This is a genomic window from Allostreptomyces psammosilenae (genome assembly GCF_013407765.1).
Taxonomy (GTDB): domain Bacteria; phylum Actinomycetota; class Actinomycetes; order Streptomycetales; family Streptomycetaceae; genus Allostreptomyces; species Allostreptomyces psammosilenae.
This window is the reverse complement of the sequence record NZ_JACBZD010000002.1, coordinates 580379-600968: the sequence shown is the minus strand read 5'-3', so window position 1 is coordinate 600968 and position 20590 is coordinate 580379. Positions and strand designations below refer to the sequence as shown.

Genomic DNA, 20590 nt, shown 5'->3' with positions numbered 1-20590 from the left:
GTCACTTCCCGGCATCGTCGGCCTCGCTCGTCCCGGTCGCCGGCTCCTGCGCGGGGTCGGCCGGGTCGGCCGGCTCCCCCGCGGGCTCGGTGGTCCCGGCCCCGCCGGGCGCCTCGGGCTGGTCCGTCGTCGCGTCCCCGGTCCCGCCGGTGGCGCCGGCGGCGCCGGTCATCGCGCTGCCGAGCTGCTCCGGGGTGACGGTGGTCGGGTCGGCGTCGGCGACGATCCGCCCGCCGTACATCACCTTCAGGGTGTCGGACAGGCCGATCAGCTCGTCGAGGTCGGCGGAGATCAGCAGCACCGCCAGCCCCTCCCGGCGCGCCTGCCGCAGCTGGTCCCAGATCGCCGCCTGGGCGCCGACGTCCACGCCCCGGGTGGGGTGGGCGGCGATCAGGAGCTTCGGCGAGGAGCTCATCTCCCGGCCGAAGATCAGCTTCTGCTGGTTGCCGCCGGACAGCGAGGCGGCGGTCACCTCGATGCCGGGCGTGCGCACGTCGTACTCGCGCACGATCCGCTCGGTGTCGGCCCGGGCGGCGCCGGGGGTGAGCAGCGCGCCGCGGCTGTTGGGCCGCTCGCTGACGTGGCCGAGGATGCGGTTCTCCCACAGCGGGGACTCCAGCAGCAGGCCCTGCCGGTGCCGGTCCTCGGGGATGTAGCCGACACCGGCCTCGCGGCGGCGGCGGGTCGGCGCCTCGGTGACGTCCTCGCCGTCCAGCCGGACGGTTCCCCGGTCCGGGCGGCGGATCCCCATCAGCGCCTCGACCAGTTCGGACTGGCCGTTGCCCTCGACGCCGGCGATGCCCAGCACCTCGCCGGCGCGGATGGTGAGGGACACGCCGTCGAGCAGCAGCCGGGAGGTGTCGTGGGCGACGGCGCCCTCGGTGACCATGCCGGTGGTGTCGGCGGCCTCGGCGGAGGGGCCGGCGGCGGAGAGGGTGAGGTCGGTGACCTCCAGGACCACCCGGTCGGTGATGGTGTTCTCGCGCGGCGGCGGGGCCGGCAGTTCGCTGCCGACCATGAGCTCGGCGAGGTCCCGGGGGGTGGTCCGGTCCGGCAGGATGCCGGTGGCGACGGTGGTGCCGCGGCGGATCACGCTGATCTCGTCGGCGACGGAGAGCACCTCGCCCAGCTTGTGCGAGATGAAGATGACCGTCAGGCCCTCGGACTTCAGCTCCCGCAGGTTGTCGAAGAGCGCGTCGACCTCCTGGGGAACCAGGACGGCGGTCGGCTCGTCGAGAATGATGGTGCGGGCGCCGCGGTAGAGCACCTTGAGGATCTCCAGGCGCTGCCGCTCGGCCACGCCGAGGTCCTCCACGAGCACGTCGGGGCGGACGCCGAGGCCGTAGGCGTCGGAGATCTCGCGCACCCGGGCCCGGGCGCGGGAGCCGATGCCGTGCAGCCGCTCGCCGCCGAGGACGACGTTCTCCAGCACGGTGAGGTTGTCCGCCAGCATGAAGTGCTGGTGCACCATGCCGATGCCGCAGGCGATGGCGTCGGCCGGGGTGTCGAAGTCCACCACGCGGCCGTCCACCGAGATGGTGCCCTCGTCCGGCTTCTGCATGCCGTAGAGGATCTTCATCAGGGTGGACTTGCCGGCGCCGTTCTCTCCGACGATGGCGTGGACGGTGCCGCGGCGCACGGTCAGGCCGATGTCGGAGTTGGCGACGACGCCGGGGAAGCGTTTGGTGATGCCGCGGAGCTCGACGGCAGGAGGCGTTCCGCCGTCGGCAGGAGGAGGCCCCGCGGGGGCGCTGGCGGTGGGAATGGCGCACTCCTGGTTGGGTTCCGGACGTCGGCGCCGGACCGGCCCACCGCCCCGGGGGGAGGGCGATGGGCCGGTCCGGGAGGAGGGGCCGGCGGCGGACGCGCCGTCGGCCCCCGGCGACCCCTTACGGGGTGGTCGCGACCTCGATCTCGCCGCTGATGATCTTCTGCTTGGCCTCTTCGAGCTGCTCGGCGATGTCGTCGATGTAGCCGCCGGAGGTGGCCAGGTAGACACCGTCGGTGGACAGGTCGTGCCGCTGCACGCCGGTCTGCGGCTCACCCTCGACGGTGCTCTTGATGTACTCGTAGACCGCGCCGTCGACGTTCTTGACCATGGAGGTCAAGATGACGTCCTTGTACTGGGCCAGGGTCTCCTGGTTGTACTGGTCGGAGTCCACGCCGATGGCCCAGCGCGGGGAGTCCTCGGTGTTCTTGGCGGCGATCGCCTCGATGGCGCCGGCGCCGGAGCCGCCGGCCGCGGTGAAGATGACGTCCGCGCCGGCGTCCATCAGGCCGTTGGCGACGGACTTGCCGGCGGCCGGGTCGTTGAAGCCCGACATCTCCGGCGGCTGGCTGATGTACTGCACGTCCACCTGGACGTCCGGGTTGGTGTCGGTGACGCCCTGGACGAAGCCCGCCTCGAACTTCTGGATCAGCGGGGTGTTCACGCCACCTATGAAGGCGACCCGGTCGGTCTCGGTCTTCAGGGCGGCGGCGACACCGGCGAGGTAGGAGCCCTGCTCCTCGGCGAAGACCAGGCTGGTGACGTTCGGCACGTCCTCGACGACCTCGTCGATGATCGCGAAGTTCACGTCCGCGCACTGCGCGGCGATCGTCTTGATCGGCGCGGCGTAGGCGTAGCCGACACCGAAGATCGGGTTGAAGCCGTCCTCGGCGAGCTGCCGCATGCGCTCGACCTTGTCCTCGTCGGACTCGCCGTCGCGCGGCTCCTGCTCCTTGGGGACGAGGTCGAACTCGGCGACGGCCTGGTCCATGCCTCGGGCGGCGGCGTCGTTGAAGGACTGGTCACCCCGGCCGCCGACGTCGTAGGCGAGGCCGACCTGCTTGCCGAACTCCCCGCCCCCGCAGTCGGAGCTGCCGCTCGACGCGTTGCTGGAGGAGCCGTCCGACGAGCTGGTCGCACAGCCGGTGAGGGCGAGTGCCCCGGCGAGGGTGACCGCTGCGAGCTTTGATACGCGGCGCAAGAGAGGATCTCCTTTTCCGACGCGCGCCCGATGAGGCGCTGGCCGAGCGTGAGCTTAACGCGCGTAGACCGGTCAAGTGCTACAAGACTGTTACGCGGACGAACGTGTTATCGGATTGACGCATGCGCCGCGCGACTGCTGGGTAACACGGGCGGGACGCCGCGGGCGAGCCGCGGCGTCGGCCGGATCCGCACTACCCAGCCATACCAGAATCGCCGGCCCGGGGTGAAGCCGCCCACCCGGGTCCGCCGACCGGACGCGCCCGCCGGACGCCTCCGCCGGGCACGTCGGCCGGGCACGTCCGCCGGACACGTCAAGGGGCCGCGGTACCCGACCGGCCCCCGGTCAGGTTCCGCGGCCCCTCGACCGCCCCGCGCTCCTCCCCGCGGCGTCACCGGGCGGACCCGGAGGACGCGCCGCCGGAGCGCTCAGCCGGCGGCCAGCAGCGCGGTGGAGACCATCAGCTCCACGCCGATGCCGATGGCCCGCTCGTCCACGTCGAAGTCGCCCCGGTGCAGGTCGCGGGGGACGGACTCGGTCGGGCCGCGCACCCCGAGCCGGGCCAGCGCGCCCGGCACCCGCTCCAGGTACCAGGAGAAGTCCTCGCCGCCGAGCGACTGCTCGGTGTCCTCCACCGCGTGCGGGCCGAAACGGTCCGCCATGGCGTCGTGCAGCAGCTGGGTGACGGTGGCCTCGTTCACCACCGGCGGCACGCCGCGGTGGTAGGTGAGCTGCACCTTGGCGCCGTGGGTGGCGGCGATGTGGTCGACCAGCTCGTGCACCAGGTCCGGGGCCTCGCGCCAGGCCGACAGGTGCAGGCAGCGCACCGTGCCCTCCAACTCGCCGGTCTGCGGGATGACGTTGGCCGCGGAGCCACTGGCGATCCGGCCCCACACCAGGCTCAGCCCGGCCCGCGGGTCGACCCGGCGGGCGAGCGCGAAGGGCAGGTCGGCGGCCATCCGGGCGACCGCGGTGACCATGTCGGTGGTCAGGTGCGGGCGGGCGGTGTGCCCGCCGGAGCCGTCCAGCCGCACCTGCAGGCGGTCGCAGGCCGAGGTGATCGGGCCGGTGCGCAGCCCGATCCGGCCGACCTCCACCCGCGGGTCGCAGTGGACCGCGATGATCCGCTCCACGCCGTCCAGGGCGCCGCCGGCCACCATGTCCAGCGCCCCGCCCGGCATGATCTCCTCCGCCGGCTGGAACAGCAGCCGCACCGGGCGGGCCAGCCGCCCGGCCCGGGCCAGCTCGGCCAGCACCAGACCCGCGCCGAGCACCACGGTGGTGTGCACGTCGTGCCCGCAGGCGTGCGCCCGGCCCTCCACCGTCGAGCGGTAGGGGACGTTCTTGGTGTCCGCGATCGGCAGGGCGTCCATGTCGGCGCGCAGCGCGATCGCGATGCCCGCGTCGGCGCCCTCGGCCGGCGCCGACGCGGCGCCGCCGGGGAGGATGTCGCAGACCAGGCCGGTGCCGCCGGCGATCGTGCGGGGCGCCAGGCCGGCCCGCTCCAGGCGCGCCTTGACCAGGCCGCTGGTGCGGAACTCGGCGCGCCCGAGCTCGGGGTGCGCGTGGACGTCGCGGCGGAAGGCGATGAGTTCGTCGCGGTAGGCCCCGGCGCGGGCGGCGAGGTCCACCGCGGCGGGCTCGATGGGAGGGCCGGCCGTGCCGACGCCCTGGGGCTGGGGGGAAGGCTGGGACTGGTTCACCTATCACAGGCTACGGCCACCGGCGCCGCCTGCCGCGCCGAACGCCGGAAAACCCCCCAACGAGTGACCGAAAATCCTCTCATCACCGGCATGGACCACAAGTCAGCGGGTATGACTCCGCCTCAGGTGCAACCCGCCCGCAATGTGCCGGCAAGACTACCGCCACACGGCGGCAGCGTGGCGGCAAACCGCACCGGCGTCTCCCGGCCAACTTCCGACCGGCCGTCAGCGCCCGCCCGGCGGGCGGCGGACCCCGCCGCGGGCCTAGAGCGTCTCGGCGGGGACGTACCGCCCCCACACCTCGCGCAGCGCGTCGCAGACCTCGCCGACGGTGGCCCGCGCCGCCAGCGCCCGCTTCATCGGGTACAGCACGTTGTCGCTGCCCGCCGCGGCGCGCCGCAGCTCGTCCAGGGCGGCGTCCACCTCGGCGCCGTCCCGCTCGGCGCGCAGCCGGGCGAGCCGCTCGGCCTGCGCGGCCTCGATCGCCGGATCCACCCGCAGCGGCTCGTACGGCTCCTCCTCGTCCAGCTGGAAGCGGTTCACCCCGACGACCACCCGCTCGCCGGAGTCCGTCTCCTGGGCGATCCGGTAGGCGGACTCCTCGATCATCCGCTTCTGCAGCCCCCGCTCGATCGCCGCGACGGCTCCGCCGGCCTCCTCCACCTTGTCCATCAGGGCGAGGACCGCCCGCTCCATCTTGTCGGTCAGGCTCTCCACGGCGTAGGAGCCGGCGAACGGGTCCACCGTGGCGGTGACGTCGGTCTCGTGGGCCAGCACCTGCTGGGTGCGCAGGGCCAGCCGGGCGGACTTCTCCGTCGGCAGGGCGATCGCCTCGTCGAAGGCGTTGGTGTGCAGCGACTGGGTGCCGCCCAGCACGGCGGCGAGCGCCTGCACGGTCACCCGGACCAGGTTCACCTCCGGCTGCTGGGCGGTGAGCTGGACCCCGGCCGTCTGGGTGTGGAAGCGCAGCGTCATCGACTTCGGATCCCGGGCACCGAATCGTTCCCGCATCGTCCGGGCCCAGATCCGGCGGGCGGCGCGGAACTTCGCCACCTCCTCCAGCAGGGTGGTGCGGGCCACGAAGAAGAACGACAGCCGCGGGGCGAACTCGTCCACCGCCATGCCGGCGTCCAGCGCGGCGCGCACGTACGCCAGGCCGTTGGCCAGGGTGAAGGCGACCTCCTGCGCGGGCGTCGCCCCGGCCTCGGCCATGTGGTAGCCGGAGATGGAGATGGTGTTCCAGCGGGGCAGCTCGGCGCGGCAGTAGCGGAAGATGTCCGCGGTCAGCCGCAGCGAGGGCCCGGGCGGGAAGATGTAGGTGCCGCGGGCGATGTACTCCTTGAGCACGTCGTTCTGCACGGTGCCGGTCAGCCGCGCCGGGTCGGCGCCCTGCTCCTCGGCGACCAGCTGGTACAGCAGGAGCAGCAGGGCGGCCGGGGCGTTGATGGTCATCGAGGTGGAGACGGACTCCAGCGGGATGCCGTCGAAGAGCAGCCGCATGTCGTCGATCGAGTCGATGGCGACGCCCACCTTGCCGACCTCGCCGTGCGCCAGCGGCGCGTCGGAGTCGTGGCCCATCTGGGTGGGCAGGTCGAAGGCCACGGACAGGCCGCTGCCGCCGTGCGCGATGAGCTGCCGGTAGCGGGCGTTGGACTCGGCGGCGGTGCCGAAGCCGGCGTACTGCCGCATGGTCCACGGCCGGCCGGTGTACATGGTCGGGTAGACGCCCCGGGTGTAGGGGTAGGCGCCCGGCTCGCCGAGCGCCCGGGCGGGATCGAAGCCCTCGGGTTGGCCGGGGCCGTAGACCGGTTCGATGGCGAAACCCGATTCCGACGCGCGCGCCATGGCAGCAGTCCTCCGCAACTCGTGGTCCGTGGCCGTGCCGCCGGCCGCCAGCGGGCGTCGACGGTCGGCCGACTGGTCACTGGCGGTCAGCGCACGGTGACCGCATCAGGTATGGCGCACAGTGGACCACGCCAAGATCGGTTAGACAACGGTGTCCCACCCGGCTTCTTGCCTCCCTGGCCCACAACCAACCGCGAGTGCGGCCCTTCCGCCGGCCGATTCCGGATCAGAGGACCTCGACCGGGTCGCCCACCCGGTCGGTGAGCACGTCGAAGGTCTTCCAGTCGACCCGCGCGGGGCCCGGCACCCAGAGCTTCTCCGCCACGGCGCGCAGCGGCATCCGCAGGCCGGCGGCCACCTGGTCGGCGGTCTGGGCGTCGGCGAGGTCGCACCACAGGGCGAGCCGGCCGCCGGTGACCCGGTCCGGTCCGGTCAGTTCGGCCGCGGACGGCGTGCTGCCGCGCAACACCGAGGGCTGCCACTCCTCGAGGATCCGCTGCCCGGTGGGGTAGGCGAAGTCGTTCGGCTCGCCGAGCACGTAGTACAGGTACTCGTCGTTGAGGTTGACCAGGGTGTCCCCGGCGTCGAGGTAGACCTCCGGCTCGGTGGCGCCGTACTCCTTGCCGGTCCAGTACTCCACCTCGATCCGCGGATCCGGCTCGACCACCCCGCCGTGGTGGCGGCCGTCGTTCCACGCCTTGACGGTCTTGCCCCGCTCGTGCAGGGCGGCGGCCACGGTGTTCAGCCAGCCGGTCGCCGCGTCCTCGATGGTGGCGTCCGGGCCGTGGGTGCGGCGGGCGTAGTCGGCCAGCGCCGGGTAGGTGGCCTCGGGGTCGCGGGCCATCAGGGCGATGTACTCGTCGCCGCCGATGTGGAACCACGGGCCGGGGAAGAGCTCGGCGGTCTCCAGGACGAGGTCGAGCAGCAGCTCCCGGGCGGCCGGGTCGGCGATGTCCAGGGCCGTCTCGGAGGGGTCGCCGGCGTAGTCGACCAGGGCCAGGTCGGGGTGGGCGCGGACGACCTGGCCGAGGTGGCCCGGGCTGTCGATCTCCGGGACGAGGGTGACGTGGTAGCGCTCGGCGAGGGCGACCAGCTCGCGGACGTCCTCCTTGCTGAGGTGCTGCTCGGAGACCACCTCGGGGTGGCTGTCGCTGGCGAGGCGGAAGCCCTGGTCGTCGGAGAGGTGCAGGTGCACCTGGTTGAGCTTGAGCCAGGCGGCCTCGCGGATGCGGTCGGCGATCCACTCCTTGTCGAAGAACTTGCGGGCGAGGTCGATGCTCAGGCCGCGCTGCGGCCGGTCCGGGCGGTCCACCACCGTTCCGGACGGCAGGTGGCGCACGGCCTGGAGGGACTGCAGCACGGTGCGGGTACCGCGCAGCACGCCGGTGTCGGTGGCGCCGGCCACCACCAGGCGGCCGGCTCCGGCGTCGGCGCGGGCGATCTCGGCGCCCGTCCCGGTCGGGGCGGGGGCGGTGGTGTCGACGCGCAGCAGGTACGCCTCGTCCGCGGTGGTGGGCAGGCCGGTGTCGGCGGTGGCCCGGGGGGCCGCGGCGTCCGCGGCGTCCGCGCCGTCCGCGCCGTCCGCGCCTTCTGGGGCGGCCGAGGGGGCCGGCGCGGTGCCCGGGCCGTCCGCCGGGGCGGTCGGCGCCGGCACCTGGCCGATGGTGAGCAGCACGTCGCCGGTGCGGACGTCGTCGGGGGTGCCCCGCAGCACCTCGACCTCGCGGCCGTCCCCGGCGAGGGCGGCCAGCTCGGCGGCGAACAATTCGGCCTCGTCGGAGAGTTCGGCGGCCCGCCGGGAGTCCACGACCACCCGGGTGCGCGGCTGGATCCACCAGCCCTCGCCGCCGGCCGGCTCGAACTCGCGGACCGCCGGCACGGCCGGCGGCACGGCCAGCGGGCCGGGGAGCGCCTCGAAGCCGGGCCGGGGCACGGTCGGCACCGGGGAGGGGCTCTCGCTGGTCGAGCCGGACGGCGAGGGGGCCGCCGCGGGGCCGCCGGCGTCCGAGCAGCCGGCCAGCAGGCCGGCGGCCAGGGCCGCGCCGAGCAGCGCGGTCCACGGTCGGGCGGCACGGACGGGGCCGGTGGGGTGGGCGGGGGAGGAACTGGTGCGTGGCCGGCGGGATGCCGCCGGTGCTGCGGTTCGGCGACGCATGCGCCGAGCTTAGGGGCTCCGGTGCGCGGGCGAAGTCCGCTGATCGGTACGCGCCGTCCGGTGAGCGGACGTTTGTCCGAGGGATGATGGTCCGGGCCACCACCGGTCGAGTCGCCGTCCGTCCGCTGCCCGCCACTGACGTCCGTTCACGTTCGGCGCCCCGCCCCAGCACACCGTCCCACCCGCGAAGGAGCCCGGATCATGTCCGCCATCCCGCCCGCCCACTCCCCCTCCTCCTACACCGCCCCGTCGACCTCCACCCACCAGCCGCCGGTGGCCGTGGTGACCGGCGCCAGCAGCGGCATCGGCGCGGCCACCGCCCGCCTGCTCGCGGCGGCCGGCTACCGGGTGGTGGCCTGCGCCCGGCGCGCGGAGCGGCTGGCCGAGTTGGCCAGGGAGACCGGCGGCACCGCCCACCCGCTGGACGTCACCGACCCGGACGCCGTGCGGGCCCTGGCGGAGTCACTCGACCGGGTGGACGTGGTGGTGGCCAACGCCGGCGGCGCCCTGGGCGTCGACCCGGTCGCCGACGCGGACCCGGCGGACTGGCGGGCGATGTACGAGCTCAACGTGCTGGGCACCCTGCACACCGTCCAGGCGCTGCTGCCCAAGCTGCTGGCCAGCGGCAACGGCACGCTGGTGCTGATGGGCTCCACGGCCGGGCTGGTCCCCTACGAGGGCGGCGGCGGCTACACCGGCGCCAAGCACGCGGTGCACGCGATGGCCGGCACGCTCCGCCTGGAGCTGGTCGGGCAGCCGGTGCGGGTGGTGGAGATCGCCCCGGGCATGGTGGAGACCGAGGAGTTCTCGCTGAACCGCTTCCGGGGCGACTCCGCCGCGGCCGCCCGGGTCTACGAGGGCGTCCCGGACCCGCTGACCGCCGAGGACGTCGCCGACACCGTGGTGTGGGCGGTCACCCGCCCGGCGCACGTCAACGTCGACCTGCTGGTGCTCCGCCCGCGCGCCCAGGCGGCGCAGCACAAGGTCCACCGGGTCTCCCCCGACCAGCGCGGTTGAGGTCGTTCGTCGCGTGTGAGCGCCGGCTGACGAACGTTTCGCCGGCGCCGCCGTCGATCGCCGTCCATCGGTTCGCTCGAACGGACGAAATTCGCACGGAACGCCAGTGGTTCGCCCGAAGGGCCGTTAGATTGAACGAGGGGGCCACTTCCAGCCCGCCCCCATCACCGCGATCACTCGTCCACTCATCGCGACCACCCTCCCGCCCCGCCGTCCGGTGCGGCCCGGAGGCTGGCCGAGCCGGCGGAGGCTTGCCGTGCCGACCCACGAAGCAGCGCCCGCCCGGGTCACCGTGATGCCGGGTCACCGGCGCGGTGTCCCGGGCGCCACCGAAGGTCTGCGCCGACTCAACGCGGCGACGGTCGGCGCGGCCGAGGAGGCCCTGCTGGCCTGCTGCGGCGCCCGCCGCTGGGCGTGGCGGCTGGCCCGGCACCGCCCCTACCCGGATCTCGCCTCGCTGCTCGCCGCCGCCGACGAGGCGTCCTGGGACCTCACCCCGGAGGACCTGCACGAGGCGTTCTCCGACGAGGCCCCGCCCTACCCGCTCGGCGAGTCCGGCGCGGGCGGGAACGCCGGCGGCGCGCTCACCGCGCTGCGCGCCGCCCACACGGCCTACCAGGAGCGGTTCGGCCACCCGTTCGTCATCTGCTGGGAGGACCGCGCCGAGGACGAGCGCCTCGCGCACCTGCTGGACCGGCTGCACGCCCGGCTCGGCAACGACCCCGAGGAGGAGCGGCTGATCGCCGCCGAGGAACTGCGCCGCTGCGCGCTGATCCGGCTGACCCATCTGGTGTCCGCGGCCGGGCAGCGCACGGTCTACGCGCGCTGATCGCCCGCGCCGGCGTCCCGCCACCGGTCCGCCACCCGTCCGGACGCCGCGACACGCCGGGGCGGCGACCCGGCTTCGCGCGGCGTGTCGCGCCGCCACGGCGCTGGCCGGCTCCGGCCACCGGGCCCCGGGCGCGCCGCGCCCGGGTGGCGTTCCGCGTCCCTGTGGCCCCTTTCCGACCTCAGCGGAGGGCCCGGCGCAGTAGCGTCGGAAGTTCGCGTGCCCGCGGTGCGGAATTCCTCACACCGCGTACCCCGCCCCGTTTCGGTAGCCGGGCCGTCGCTAGCATGGCCCGCGGCCGGTGGACCGTACCCGGCCGGGCCGAACGACCGGCACCAGCCAACGCCGGCCGAGCCCTACATCCCCGTTTCCGGAGGGTTTCCGTGCCGGCTGGAACGCTGTACCGCGGGCGGGAGGGAATGTGGTCGTGGGTGGCTCATCGAGTCACCGGCGTCGCCATCTTCTTCTTCCTGTTCGTACACGTCCTGGACACCGCGTTGGTTCGCGTGTCCCCCGAGGCGTACGACGAAGTCATCGCCACCTACAAGAACCCCGTGGTCAACCTCCTGGAGGTCGGCCTGGTGGGCGCCGTGCTGTTCCACGCGCTCAACGGCCTGCGGGTGGTGGCCATCGACTTCTGGTCGCAGGGGCCGCGCCGGCAGCGCTTCATGCTGTGGGCGGTGGTCGTCGTCTGGGCCGCCCTGATGCTCGGGTTCCTCTACCCGATGACCGAGCACTCCTGGCGCGTCCTGTTCGGGGAGGGCTGATCCATGACGACTCCGGCCAACACCGGCACGCCGGCCGACGCCGCCGTGGGCACCGTCCGCCCGGCCGACGCCGACGGCAACCCCTTCGCCACCCCCGCGGAGCTGGCGCCCTCGATCGCCATGCCGCGCACCCGCACCCGGCGCACCCCGCGCTCCACCCGCGGCAACTTCGAGCTGTACGGCTGGCTGTTCATGCGGCTGTCCGGCATCGTGCTCGTCGTCCTCGTGCTCGGCCACCTCTTCATCCAGATGGTGGCCGACGGCGGCGTGTCCAAGATCGGCTTCGCCTTCGTGGCGGGCCGCTGGGCCTCGCCGTTCTGGCAGACCTGGGACCTGTTGATGCTGTGGCTGGCCATGCTGCACGGCTGCAACGGCCTGCGCACGGTCATCAACGACTACGCGGAGAAGGACACCACCCGGCTCTGGCTGAAGATGCTGCTCTACGCCGCCACGGTGTTCAGCATCTTCCTCGGCACCCTGGTGATCTTCACCTTCGATCCCAACATCTGAGTCGAGGACACATCGACGATGCAGATCCACAAGTACGACACCGTGATCGTCGGCGCCGGCGGCGCCGGCATGCGTGCCGCCATCGAGTCCACCAAGCGCAGCCGCACCGCGGTGCTCACCAAGCTCTACCCGACCCGGTCCCACACCGGCGCGGCCCAGGGCGGCATGTGCGCCGCCCTGGCCAACGTCGAGGAGGACAACTGGGAGTGGCACACCTTCGACACCGTCAAGGGCGGTGACTACCTGGTCGACCAGGACGCCGCCGAGGTGATGTGCAAGGAGGCCATCGACGCCGTCTTGGACCTGGAGAAGATGGGCCTGCCCTTCTCCCGGACCCCCGAGGGCCGCATCGACCAGCGCCGTTTCGGCGGCCACACCCGCAACCACGGCGAGGCCGCGGTGCGCCGCTCCTGCTACGCCGCGGACCGCACCGGCCACATGATCCTCCAGACGCTGTACCAGAACTGCGTCAAGGAGGGCGTGGAGTTCTTCAACGAGTTCTACGTCCTGGACCTGCTGCTCAACGAGGGCCGCACGGCCGGCGTGGTCGCCTACGAGCTGGCCAGCGGCGAGATCCACGTCTTCCAGGCGAAGGCGGTCGTCTTCGCCTCCGGCGGCTGCGGCAAGTTCTTCAAGGTCACCTCCAACGCGCACACCCTGACCGGTGACGGCCAGGCCGTGGCCTACCGGCGCGGCATCCCGCTGGAGGACATGGAGTTCTTCCAGTTCCACCCGACCGGCATCTGGCGGATGGGCATCCTGCTCACCGAGGGCGCCCGCGGTGAGGGCGGCATCCTGCGCAACAAGGACGGCGAGCGCTTCATGGAGCGCTACGCGCCGACCATCAAGGACCTCGCCCCGCGCGACATGGTCTCCCGCGCGATCTACACCGAGATCCGCGAGGGCCGCGGCTGCGGCCCGGACGGCGACCACGTGCTGCTGGACCTGACCCACCTGCCGCCGGAGCAGCTCGACGCCAAGCTGCCGGACATCACCGAGTTCGCCCGCACCTACCTGGGCATCGAGCCGTACACCGACCCGATCCCGATCCAGCCCACCGCGCACTACACCATGGGCGGCATCCCGACCAACGTCGAGGGCGAGGTGCTGGCCAACAACACCGACGTGGTGCCCGGCCTGTACGCGGCCGGCGAGGTCGCCTGCGTCTCGGTGCACGGCGCCAACCGCCTGGGCACCAACTCGCTGCTGGACATCAACGTCTTCGGGCGTCGGGCCGGCATCGCCGCCGCCGAGTACGCGGCCGCCCACGACTTCGTGGAGCTGCCGGAGAACCCGGCCGGTGACGTCGCCGCCCAGCTGGAGCAGCTGCTGAGCGCCGAGGGCACCGAGCGGGTGACCGACATCCGCACCGCGCTCCAGGAGACCATGGACACCAACGCCATGGTCTACCGCACCGAGGCCACGCTGAAGCAGGCGGTGGCGGACATCGCCGACCTCAAGCAGCGCTACGCCAACATCTCGGTGTCCGACAAGGGCAAGCGGTTCAACACCGACCTGCTGGAGGCCGTGGAGCTGGGCAACCTGCTCGACCTGGCGGAGGTGCTGGCGGTCTCCGCGCTGGCCCGCAAGGAGTCCCGCGGCGGCCACTACCGCGAGGACTACCCCACCCGCGACGACGTCAACTTCATGCGGCACACCATGGCGTACCGCGAGGTCGGCGACGACGGTGAGGTCTCGATCCGCCTGGACTACAAGCCGGTCGTCCAGACCCGCTACCAGCCGATGGAGCGCAAGTACTGATGAGCACCCCGACCCTTGAGAAGGACCCCGCCGGCGCTCCGCAGGACGGCGGGGCGACGGCGATCGAGAAGATCACCGTCACCCTGCGCATCCGCCGGTACAACCCGGAGGTCAACCCGGAGCCGGAGTGGGTGGACTACCAGGTGGAGACCGACCCGAAGGAGCGCGTCCTGGACGTGCTGCACCGGGTCAAGTGGGAGCAGGACGGCACCCTGACCTTCCGCCGCTCCTGCGCGCACGGCATCTGCGGCTCCGACGCGATGCGGATCAACGGGCGCAACCGGCTGGCCTGCAAGACGCTGATCAAGGACGTCAACCCGGCCAAGCCGATCACGGTGGAGGCGATAAAGGGCCTGCCGCTGCTGAAGGACCTGGTCGTGGACATGGAGCCGTTCTTCCAGTCCTACCGCGACGTGATGCCGTTCCTGATCACCACCGGGAACGAGCCCACCCGGGAGCGGCTGCAGTCCTCGGAGGACCGGGAGCGCTTCGACGACACCACCAAGTGCATCCTGTGCGCCGCCTGCACCTCCTCCTGCCCGGTGTTCTGGACCGACGGCCAGTACTTCGGCCCGGCGGCGATCGTCAACGCGCACCGCTTCATCTTCGACTCGCGTGACGAGGGCGGCGAGCAGCGCCTGGAGATCCTCAACGAGAAGGAGGGCGTGTGGCGCTGCCGCACGACCTTCAACTGCTCGGAGGCGTGCCCGCGCGGCATCGAGGTCACCAAGGCCATCCAGGAGGTCAAGCGGGCGCTGATCACCCGGCGCTTCTGACCCCGCGTACACCCGCGACCGCCGGGCGCCACGCGTCCGCGGCGTCCACGAGGGCCGCCCCCGGGATCCGTCCCGGGGGCGGCCTCGTGCCGTGGACGCTCCGCCGCGCCCCGGTGTGCGCCGGTATGCGCCGGGCACCACCGCACCAAGTGGACGAAACGGGTCGTACCACTGCTAACCTGTGACGCTCATCACGGGGGCGGCCGGCCGGACACGGCGCGGGAGCCGGCCCCGCCCGCGTTTCCTCGGGGGAGGACCACCGTGCACGACGGCGACCACGGCCCGACCGCGCCCGCCCCGGGGGCGCCGGCGGTGCCCAAGCAGGCGCCCGCCCCGGACGGCGCCCGCCCGGAGCCCGTCGCCCCCGCCGGTGGGCGGGCCTCCCGCAGCCGCGCCACCCGTTACCTGGCCGCCGGCGCCTACCTGGACGTCCGCTACCGGGACGCGGTGATCGCGGAACTGGTGGAGCACTCCGAGCGCGCGGTCGCCCCGTCCTTCGGGGTGGACCTGGTGCCCGTGCTCGCCCACGCCCTGCGGGCGCGTTCCGCCGAGACCCGGACGGCGCTGGTGCTGCTCGCCCTGCTGGCGCTGCACCTGGCGCTGGCGGTGTACGCCGGGGCCGCGCCGGCCGCCGGCGCGCTGCTGCTGGCCGGGCTGCTGGGCTGGCTCGCCCAGTGGGCGTCCGGATGGTCCTCGACGCTCTACGCCCCGGTGCCGGAGCCCGGCCGGGAACGCGCCTTCCTCGGGGGCACGGGCCTCGGGGGCACGGGCCTCGGCGGTACGGCCCTCGGGGGCGCGGCCCTCGGGGTGCGCGCCGCCCGGGCCGTCCCGGCGCTGCGCCTGCTCGCCGCGGTCGCGCTGCTGGCCTGGGCCTTCCTCGCGGTGTCGGTCACCGGCGACCAGGTCGAGCGGCTGCGCGCCTACCGGGACGCGGTGCGGGTGACCGACGTGGACGAGAGCGGCCGGCAGGTCGTCGTGGAGGGGCTGTACTACAACGAGGAGACCGGCGAGCTGTTCGCCGGCCCGTCCTACCGGGAGGACGGCGAACACTCCTACTACGCCGAGGACGACCTGTCCGGCTCGCCGCTGCTGCCCGCCGCGGCCCACGGGCTGTCGCTGGCCACCCTGGTGCCGCTGGGGCTGGTGCTGGCCCTGCACCGCCGCGGCACGCGCCGGGTGCTGCGCGAGGAGCTGGCGGAGGAGCCGTTCCGGCGGCGGCAGATGCCCGGCGCCGTGCGCTGGCCGACCAGCGGCCGGGAGGTCCTGCTGCGCCACGACGAGCTGCTGCGGCTGATCGCCCGTGAGCAGCACGCGGCGACCATCCTCTACCACGAGCGGCAGCCCTTCGCCGGCGCCGGCGAGCAGTGGCGGCCCTGGTCGTTCGTGCAGGAGCTGGTGCGCCGGCCCGGGGCCGCGAAGGAGGCGAAGGGGCCCGCGGACCGGCCGGCGGCGGAGCCGAAGCCGATGACCAACGAGGTGCTGGTGGAGAACATCCGCCGGCACGTCCAGCGCCTGGCCGCCGGCGGCCCACAGGCGGCCGTGGTGGGCCACGGTGACCGGCTGCGCGCGCTGTCCGTCAGCGACTGCGTGTTCCTGCCGGCCTGGCAGCGCCCGGACTCGCCGCTGGTGGGCCGGCGCATGGAGTGGACCGACGAGCTCTACGCGCGCACCCTGACCGCCGCCCGCAGCGTCTCCGACGAGTACGCCCGCCACTTCCTGTGCGTCACGATGGGCGCCTGGGAGGAGGAGGTCGTCACCACCGTCTTCGTGCGCGCCCACACCCAGGGCGAGATGCTCGTCCTGGAGGTGCTGCCGCACGTGCTGCCGCCCGTCCGGCGGCGCTTCCGGCTGGTGGACGCCGCCGAGCACCTGCCGCTGGGCGGCGCCTGGCGGGAGGCCGCGGCCGTGGTCCTCGACGCGCCGTCGGCGGCCCTGCGCTCCCTGGCCGTGCTCGGCCGCCACCTCGCCTCGAACCTGCGGGCCCGGAGCAACGCGGAGCAGGCCCGGATCGGCTCGCTGGACGTCGGCCCGGTGGTCTCGGTCCGCGAGCTGGGGGCCGAGGGCGAGATGACGCTCTTCCAGGAGCTCGACGTGACACGCTTCGTCAAGACGGTGCAGGACCGGATCACCCACGGGGTCCGGGTCTCGCTGCGGGAGGCCGGCTACCGCACGGACGAGCTGGAGATGCACCAGACGGTGATCAACAACAGCGGCGTGTACCTCGGCGGCTCCAACAGGGGCGTGATCTCCACGGGCGGTGGTGCGCGCGTCGAGCAGCACCTGACCGCCCCGCCCCCCGGGGAGCGCGGGGACGACGATGACTGACCGGTCGACCGGGCGGACGACCGGGCGGACGACTGAACGGACCGCTGAGCGGTCGACCGGGCGAACGACACCGGTGAGGACACGGACGTGACGGAGGAGAGCGACATGGCGGCGGGCGGCATCCACATCGGCGGGGACAACAGCGGGATCGTCTCGACCGGCTCCGACGCCGTGATCACCCAGAACGTGGGCGTGCCCGCCGCGCCCTCCGGCGGCCCGACGCTGCTCCAGGCGCTGGAGCGGCTCCGTGACGAGTTGCGCCGGATGGCCCTGGAGGGCTCCGAGGAGCTGCCCCCGGGCGCGCTGGCCGCCGCGCTGGAGCTCGACCAGGCGGTCGAGCTCGCCGCCGGGACGGCGGGCCGGGCCGCGCCCGGGGCCGCCGGCGGCGGAGCGGCCTGGGAGCCCGGCGGCGGGACGCCGGGCGCCGAGGAGCCCGACGGGCCCACCACGGAGCGCGGCCGGCTGCGCGCCCTGGTGGACCGGGCGACCGGCCGACTGCACGAGGTCGCGGCGCTGGCCACGCTGGTCACCGCCGCACGGGAGCTGGCCGGGCTGTAGGCCCGCGGGCCGCCGCGCGGCCGCACGGGCCCGCGGCCGGCGGCAACCGACCGGGGGAAGGGGATCATGAGCACCGCAGGCAACACGTCCGGCAGCGACGACTGGCGGATCCAGGAGCACACCGGCGGCCCCGGCGAGCCGCGGGCCGGGGACACCGGGGACGCCGGCCCGATCCGGGTCCGCTGGAACCCCGAGCGGGCCCGCTGGGAACACGCCGGCGGCGCCCTGCCGCCGCGCCGCCAGCCGCGCTGGTTCGAGACCTGGCCGCGGCGGCGCTGGAACGCCGCCGGGGGCACCCTCGCCGCCGCGGCGCTGCTGGCCACCACGGGCTTCACCGCCTGGTGGGCCACCGGCCACGACCTGCCGGAACCGGAGCCGGCGCCGTCGCCCAGCGCCGGCCCCCCGGACGGCTACGACGGCTACGACGGCGGTGTCGACGGGGACGGCGCGGACGGCGGCACCGACGCGGGCGCGGACACGGGCGCCGACGGCGGCTCGGGCTGGGCCACGGACACCCCCACCGACCCCGCCGTGGACGCCGCCGCCCAGGCCGCCGCGCTGGAGGAACTGCTGCTGGCCAGCGGCCAGAGCCGGCAGACGGTCATCGACGCCGTCGCCGTGGTGGGCTCCTGCCCCTCGGTCGGCGAGGTGGAGACCGCCGCCGCCGAACTCTACGACGCGGCGATGGAGCGCTACCGGCTGCGCGACGAGCTGCTCGTCCTCGACCTCAGCGCCCTGCCCGACCACCAGGAGCTGACCGACGCGCTGTACCGGGCCTGGAGCAGCTCCGGCGACGCCGACTACTCCTACGCCCTGTGGGCCGACTCCCGGGCCTCCTCCGACTGCGCGCCGTCCACCTCGGCGGAGGAGAGCGGTGACGCCGCGGCGGCCGCCGCCGACAGCGAGGAGGCCGCGGCCGCCAAGGACGAGGCGCTGGCGCTGTGGAACCCGATCGCCGAGGAGTACGGGCTGACCACCCTCGGCCCCGAGGAGATCTAGATGATTGAGTCCGATGTTTGGGCTGGCCGCGACCATGACGAAGGGCGTCCGTTGGTTCGTGTGTGACGACAAACCTAGACGCCCTTCTGGCAGCACTGTACGTGTTCATCGACGACCACGTGGCCCCAACAGCCCCGCGTCGCCGGATCGGGCGACCCCCGAAACTCTCGGACGCGGAACTGCTGTGCCTGGCCGTCGCACAGGCCCTGCTCGGCTTCCCCTCGACCCGCCACTGGCTCCGCTTCGCCCACGCCCGCCTGCGGCACCTGTTCCGCTACCTGCCCCAGCAGTCCGGCTACACCAAGCGCCTCAACACGGCCGGACCTTTGATCTCCCAGGTGATCGAGGCACTGGCCCGCACCGTGCCCACATGGGAGGACAACCTACGGCTGATCGACTCCACACCCCTCCCATGCGCCGCCTCACGCGAGACCGTCAGACGCTCCCAACTGGCCGGATGGGCCGGCTACGGCTACTGCCGCTCCCACTCCCGCTACTTCTGGGGCCTACGCCTCTACCTCGTCACCACCGCCGAAGGCATGCCCGTCACCTGGTGCCTGGCCACCCCCGGGATCGGTGAGCGGGAAGTGATGACCGCACTGCTCGAACGCGACCACCACCTCGTGCGAGCCGGCCAGGTCATCCTCGCGGACAAGGGCTTCGCCGGGCGGGAGTTCGAGGCGTTCCTCACCGACCGGCTCGGCATCCACCTCGTTCGCCCGGACCGCAAGGACGAACCAGCCCGCCACGGCAGGCTCGCCCGCTCCCGCCAGTGGATCGAGGCCGTCTTCGACACCCTCAAAGGCCAGCTCAGCCTCGAGCAACACGGCGGGCGAACACCCCAAGGGGTGTTCGCCCGCACCGCCCAACGACTCCTCGCCCTCGCCGCCGCGATCTGGCACAACTGGAACACCAACGCCCCAGTCAAACGCTCACTGATCGCCTACGACCACTGAGAACATCGGACTCAATCATCTAGCCGGCGGCGTGCCGCGCGGACGGCCGGATCCGGATCGAACCCGGTCCGGATCCGGCCCCGTTCCGCCCGGCGATCCGCCCGGACCCGTCAATGTCCTGCGGAGTGACCAATCTCCCCGCCGTGCCCCGTGCCCGGCGCGCCGGGGGCAGGGGTAGCCTGACGCTCGCAAAGTATCTCGACGCCGAGTTATCCCGGGGCCGCGGCAGCGGCGTCCGGGGCCGCTCCCTGCTCGGTTCCGCAACGTCACACGAGGAGATCCCGACCCCATGGCGCGCACTCCCGTCACCGTCACCGTCACCGGCGCCGCCGGTCAGATCGGCTACGCCCTGCTGTTCCGCATCGCCTCGGGCCAGCTGCTCGGCGCCGACACCCCCGTGAAGCTGCGCCTGCTGGAGATCCCGCAGGGTGTCAAGGCGGCCGAGGGCACCGCGATGGAGCTGGACGACTGCGCGTTCCCGCTGCTGCGGTCCATCGACATCCACGACGACCCGCGCCACGGCTTCGACGGCGCCAACGTCGCCCTGCTGGTCGGCGCCCGCCCGCGCACCAAGGGCATGGAGCGCGGTGACCTGCTGGAGGCCAACGGCGGCATCTTCAAGCCGCAGGGCCAGGCGATCAACGAGGTGGCCGCGGACGACATCCGCGTGCTGGTGGTGGGCAACCCGGCCAACACCAACGCCCTGATCGCCCGCGCCGCCGCCCCGGACGTCCCGGCCGACCGCTTCACCGCGATGACCCGCCTGGACCACAACCGGGCCATCACCCAGCTGGCGAAGAAGCTGGACGCGCCGGTGTCCGAGGTGAAGAAGCTGACGATCTGGGGCAACCACTCGGCGACCCAGTACCCGGACGTCTTCCACGCCGAGGTCCGGGGCGAGAACGCCGCCGCCGCCGTGAACGACGAGGCATGGCTGAACGACACCTTCATCCCGACCGTGGCCAAGCGCGGCGCCGCCATCATCGAGGCCCGCGGCGCCTCCTCGGCCGCCTCCGCCGCCAACGCCGCCATCGACCACGTCCACGACTGGGTCAACGGCACCCCCGAGGGCGACTGGACCTCCGCCGGCATCGTCTCCGACGGCTCCTACGGCGTGCCGGAGGGCCTGATCTCCTCCTTCCCGGTGGTCTCCCGGAACGGCCGCTGGGAGATCGTCCAGGGCCTGGAGATCAACGAGTTCTCCCGGACCCGCATCGACGCCTCGGTCGCCGAGCTGATCGAGGAGCGCGACGCCGTCCAGAAGCTCGGCCTGATCTGACCCCGCGCCACCGCCTGACGCCGCCGGCCCGGCGCCCCCTTCACGGGGGCGCCGGGCCGGCGGCGTGATGTCACCCGTTCGGACGAAACCCGGATCTTCCCCGCGACTTCCCCGTCTCCACCTCGTCCAGAGGAACGCCGA

At 73.6% G+C, this 20590-nt stretch carries 16 protein-coding genes; 11 read left to right on the top strand and 5 right to left on the bottom strand.

Annotation, left to right across the window (positions count from 1 at the left end):
- Position 1: 1 nt before the first annotated feature.
- The 5 genes from FHU37_RS24895 to FHU37_RS24875 all read right to left on the bottom strand — a co-directional run bounded on the left by FHU37_RS24895 (position 2) and on the right by FHU37_RS24875 (position 8672).
- Positions 2–1765, bottom strand: a complete 1764-nt coding sequence (locus FHU37_RS24895; protein WP_179817361.1) for an ABC transporter ATP-binding protein — start codon at positions 1763–1765, stop codon at positions 2–4.
- A gap of 124 nt (positions 1766–1889) precedes the next feature.
- The gene (locus FHU37_RS24890; RefSeq protein ID WP_179816902.1) at positions 1890–2969 is read right to left on the bottom strand and encodes a BMP family lipoprotein; all 1080 of its coding nucleotides are present in this window, start codon (positions 2967–2969) and stop codon (positions 1890–1892) included.
- A 428-nt stretch (positions 2970–3397) separates the two neighbouring features.
- On the bottom strand, positions 3398–4615 hold the full coding sequence (locus FHU37_RS24885) for an amidohydrolase (RefSeq protein ID WP_179817360.1): 1218 nt from the start codon (positions 4613–4615) through the stop codon (positions 3398–3400).
- Positions 4616–4936: 321 nt separating this feature from the next.
- Complete coding sequence (locus FHU37_RS24880; protein WP_179816901.1) at positions 4937–6517, bottom strand: acyl-CoA mutase large subunit family protein; 1581 nt, start codon at positions 6515–6517, stop codon at positions 4937–4939.
- A 226-nt stretch (positions 6518–6743) separates the two neighbouring features.
- Entirely contained in the window at positions 6744–8672 is a 1929-nt protein-coding gene (locus tag FHU37_RS24875; protein WP_179816900.1) for a beta-N-acetylhexosaminidase, read from the bottom strand.
- Between the two features lie 201 nt (positions 8673–8873).
- On the opposite strand from FHU37_RS24875, the gene FHU37_RS24870 reads away from it, so the two are divergent.
- The 11 genes from FHU37_RS24870 to FHU37_RS24820 all read left to right on the top strand — a co-directional run bounded on the left by FHU37_RS24870 (position 8874) and on the right by FHU37_RS24820 (position 20449).
- A complete protein-coding gene (locus FHU37_RS24870) occupies positions 8874–9689 on the top strand; it encodes an SDR family oxidoreductase (protein WP_179816899.1) in 816 nt (271 codons plus the stop codon).
- A gap of 256 nt (positions 9690–9945) precedes the next feature.
- Positions 9946–10518, top strand: coding sequence for a 2-oxo-4-hydroxy-4-carboxy-5-ureidoimidazoline decarboxylase (locus tag FHU37_RS24865; RefSeq protein WP_312892844.1), 573 nt, complete (start codon positions 9946–9948; stop codon positions 10516–10518).
- 383 nt (positions 10519–10901) lie between these two features.
- Entirely contained in the window at positions 10902–11285 is a 384-nt protein-coding gene (gene sdhC, locus FHU37_RS24860; RefSeq protein ID WP_179816898.1) for a succinate dehydrogenase, cytochrome b556 subunit, read from the top strand.
- 3 nt (positions 11286–11288) lie between these two features.
- Positions 11289–11795, top strand: a complete 507-nt coding sequence (locus tag FHU37_RS24855; protein ID WP_376774057.1) for a succinate dehydrogenase hydrophobic membrane anchor subunit — start codon at positions 11289–11291, stop codon at positions 11793–11795.
- 18 nt (positions 11796–11813) lie between these two features.
- On the top strand, positions 11814–13556 hold the full coding sequence (gene sdhA / locus FHU37_RS24850) for a succinate dehydrogenase flavoprotein subunit (protein ID WP_179816897.1): 1743 nt from the start codon (positions 11814–11816) through the stop codon (positions 13554–13556).
- Complete coding sequence (locus FHU37_RS24845; RefSeq protein WP_179816896.1) at positions 13556–14332, top strand: succinate dehydrogenase iron-sulfur subunit; 777 nt, start codon at positions 13556–13558, stop codon at positions 14330–14332. The genes sdhA and FHU37_RS24845 overlap by 1 nt, the downstream gene beginning before the upstream one ends.
- A 261-nt stretch (positions 14333–14593) precedes the next feature.
- Positions 14594–16657, top strand: a complete 2064-nt coding sequence (locus FHU37_RS24840; protein ID WP_179816895.1) for an AbeC-like domain-containing protein — start codon at positions 14594–14596, stop codon at positions 16655–16657.
- A gap of 87 nt (positions 16658–16744) precedes the next feature.
- Positions 16745–17215, top strand: a complete 471-nt coding sequence (locus FHU37_RS24835; RefSeq protein WP_179816490.1) for a hypothetical protein — start codon at positions 16745–16747, stop codon at positions 17213–17215.
- Between the two features lie 66 nt (positions 17216–17281).
- Positions 17282–18214, top strand: a complete 933-nt coding sequence (locus FHU37_RS24830) for a hypothetical protein (protein ID WP_179816894.1) — start codon at positions 17282–17284, stop codon at positions 18212–18214.
- Between the two features lie 62 nt (positions 18215–18276).
- Positions 18277–19170: an IS982 family transposase gene (locus FHU37_RS24825; protein ID WP_179816614.1), complete on the top strand. Its 894-nt coding sequence runs from the start codon at positions 18277–18279 to the stop codon at positions 19168–19170.
- 289 nt (positions 19171–19459) lie between these two features.
- Positions 19460–20449 carry a malate dehydrogenase gene (locus tag FHU37_RS24820; RefSeq protein ID WP_179816893.1) on the top strand — a complete coding sequence of 330 codons (990 nt, stop codon included), beginning with the start codon at positions 19460–19462 and terminating at the stop codon, positions 20447–20449.
- Positions 20450–20590 lie beyond the last annotated feature (141 nt).

Excerpts from the sequence above, each read along its gene's own strand:
- FHU37_RS24855 (WP_376774057.1), top strand. The coding sequence starts at position 11,289 with ATGACGACTCCGGCCAACACCGGCACGCCGGCCGACGCCGCCGTGGGC.
- FHU37_RS24880 (WP_179816901.1), bottom strand. The coding sequence starts at position 6,517 with ATGGCGCGCGCGTCGGAATCGGGTTTCGCCATCGAACCGGTCTACGGC.
- FHU37_RS24830 (WP_179816894.1), top strand. The coding sequence starts at position 17,282 with ATGAGCACCGCAGGCAACACGTCCGGCAGCGACGACTGGCGGATCCAG.
- FHU37_RS24820 (WP_179816893.1), top strand. The coding sequence starts at position 19,460 with ATGGCGCGCACTCCCGTCACCGTCACCGTCACCGGCGCCGCCGGTCAG.
- FHU37_RS24845 (WP_179816896.1), top strand. The coding sequence starts at position 13,556 with ATGAGCACCCCGACCCTTGAGAAGGACCCCGCCGGCGCTCCGCAGGAC.
- FHU37_RS24875 (WP_179816900.1), bottom strand. The coding sequence starts at position 8,672 with ATGCGTCGCCGAACCGCAGCACCGGCGGCATCCCGCCGGCCACGCACC.
- FHU37_RS24870 (WP_179816899.1), top strand. The coding sequence starts at position 8,874 with ATGTCCGCCATCCCGCCCGCCCACTCCCCCTCCTCCTACACCGCCCCG.
- sdhA (WP_179816897.1), top strand. The coding sequence starts at position 11,814 with ATGCAGATCCACAAGTACGACACCGTGATCGTCGGCGCCGGCGGCGCC.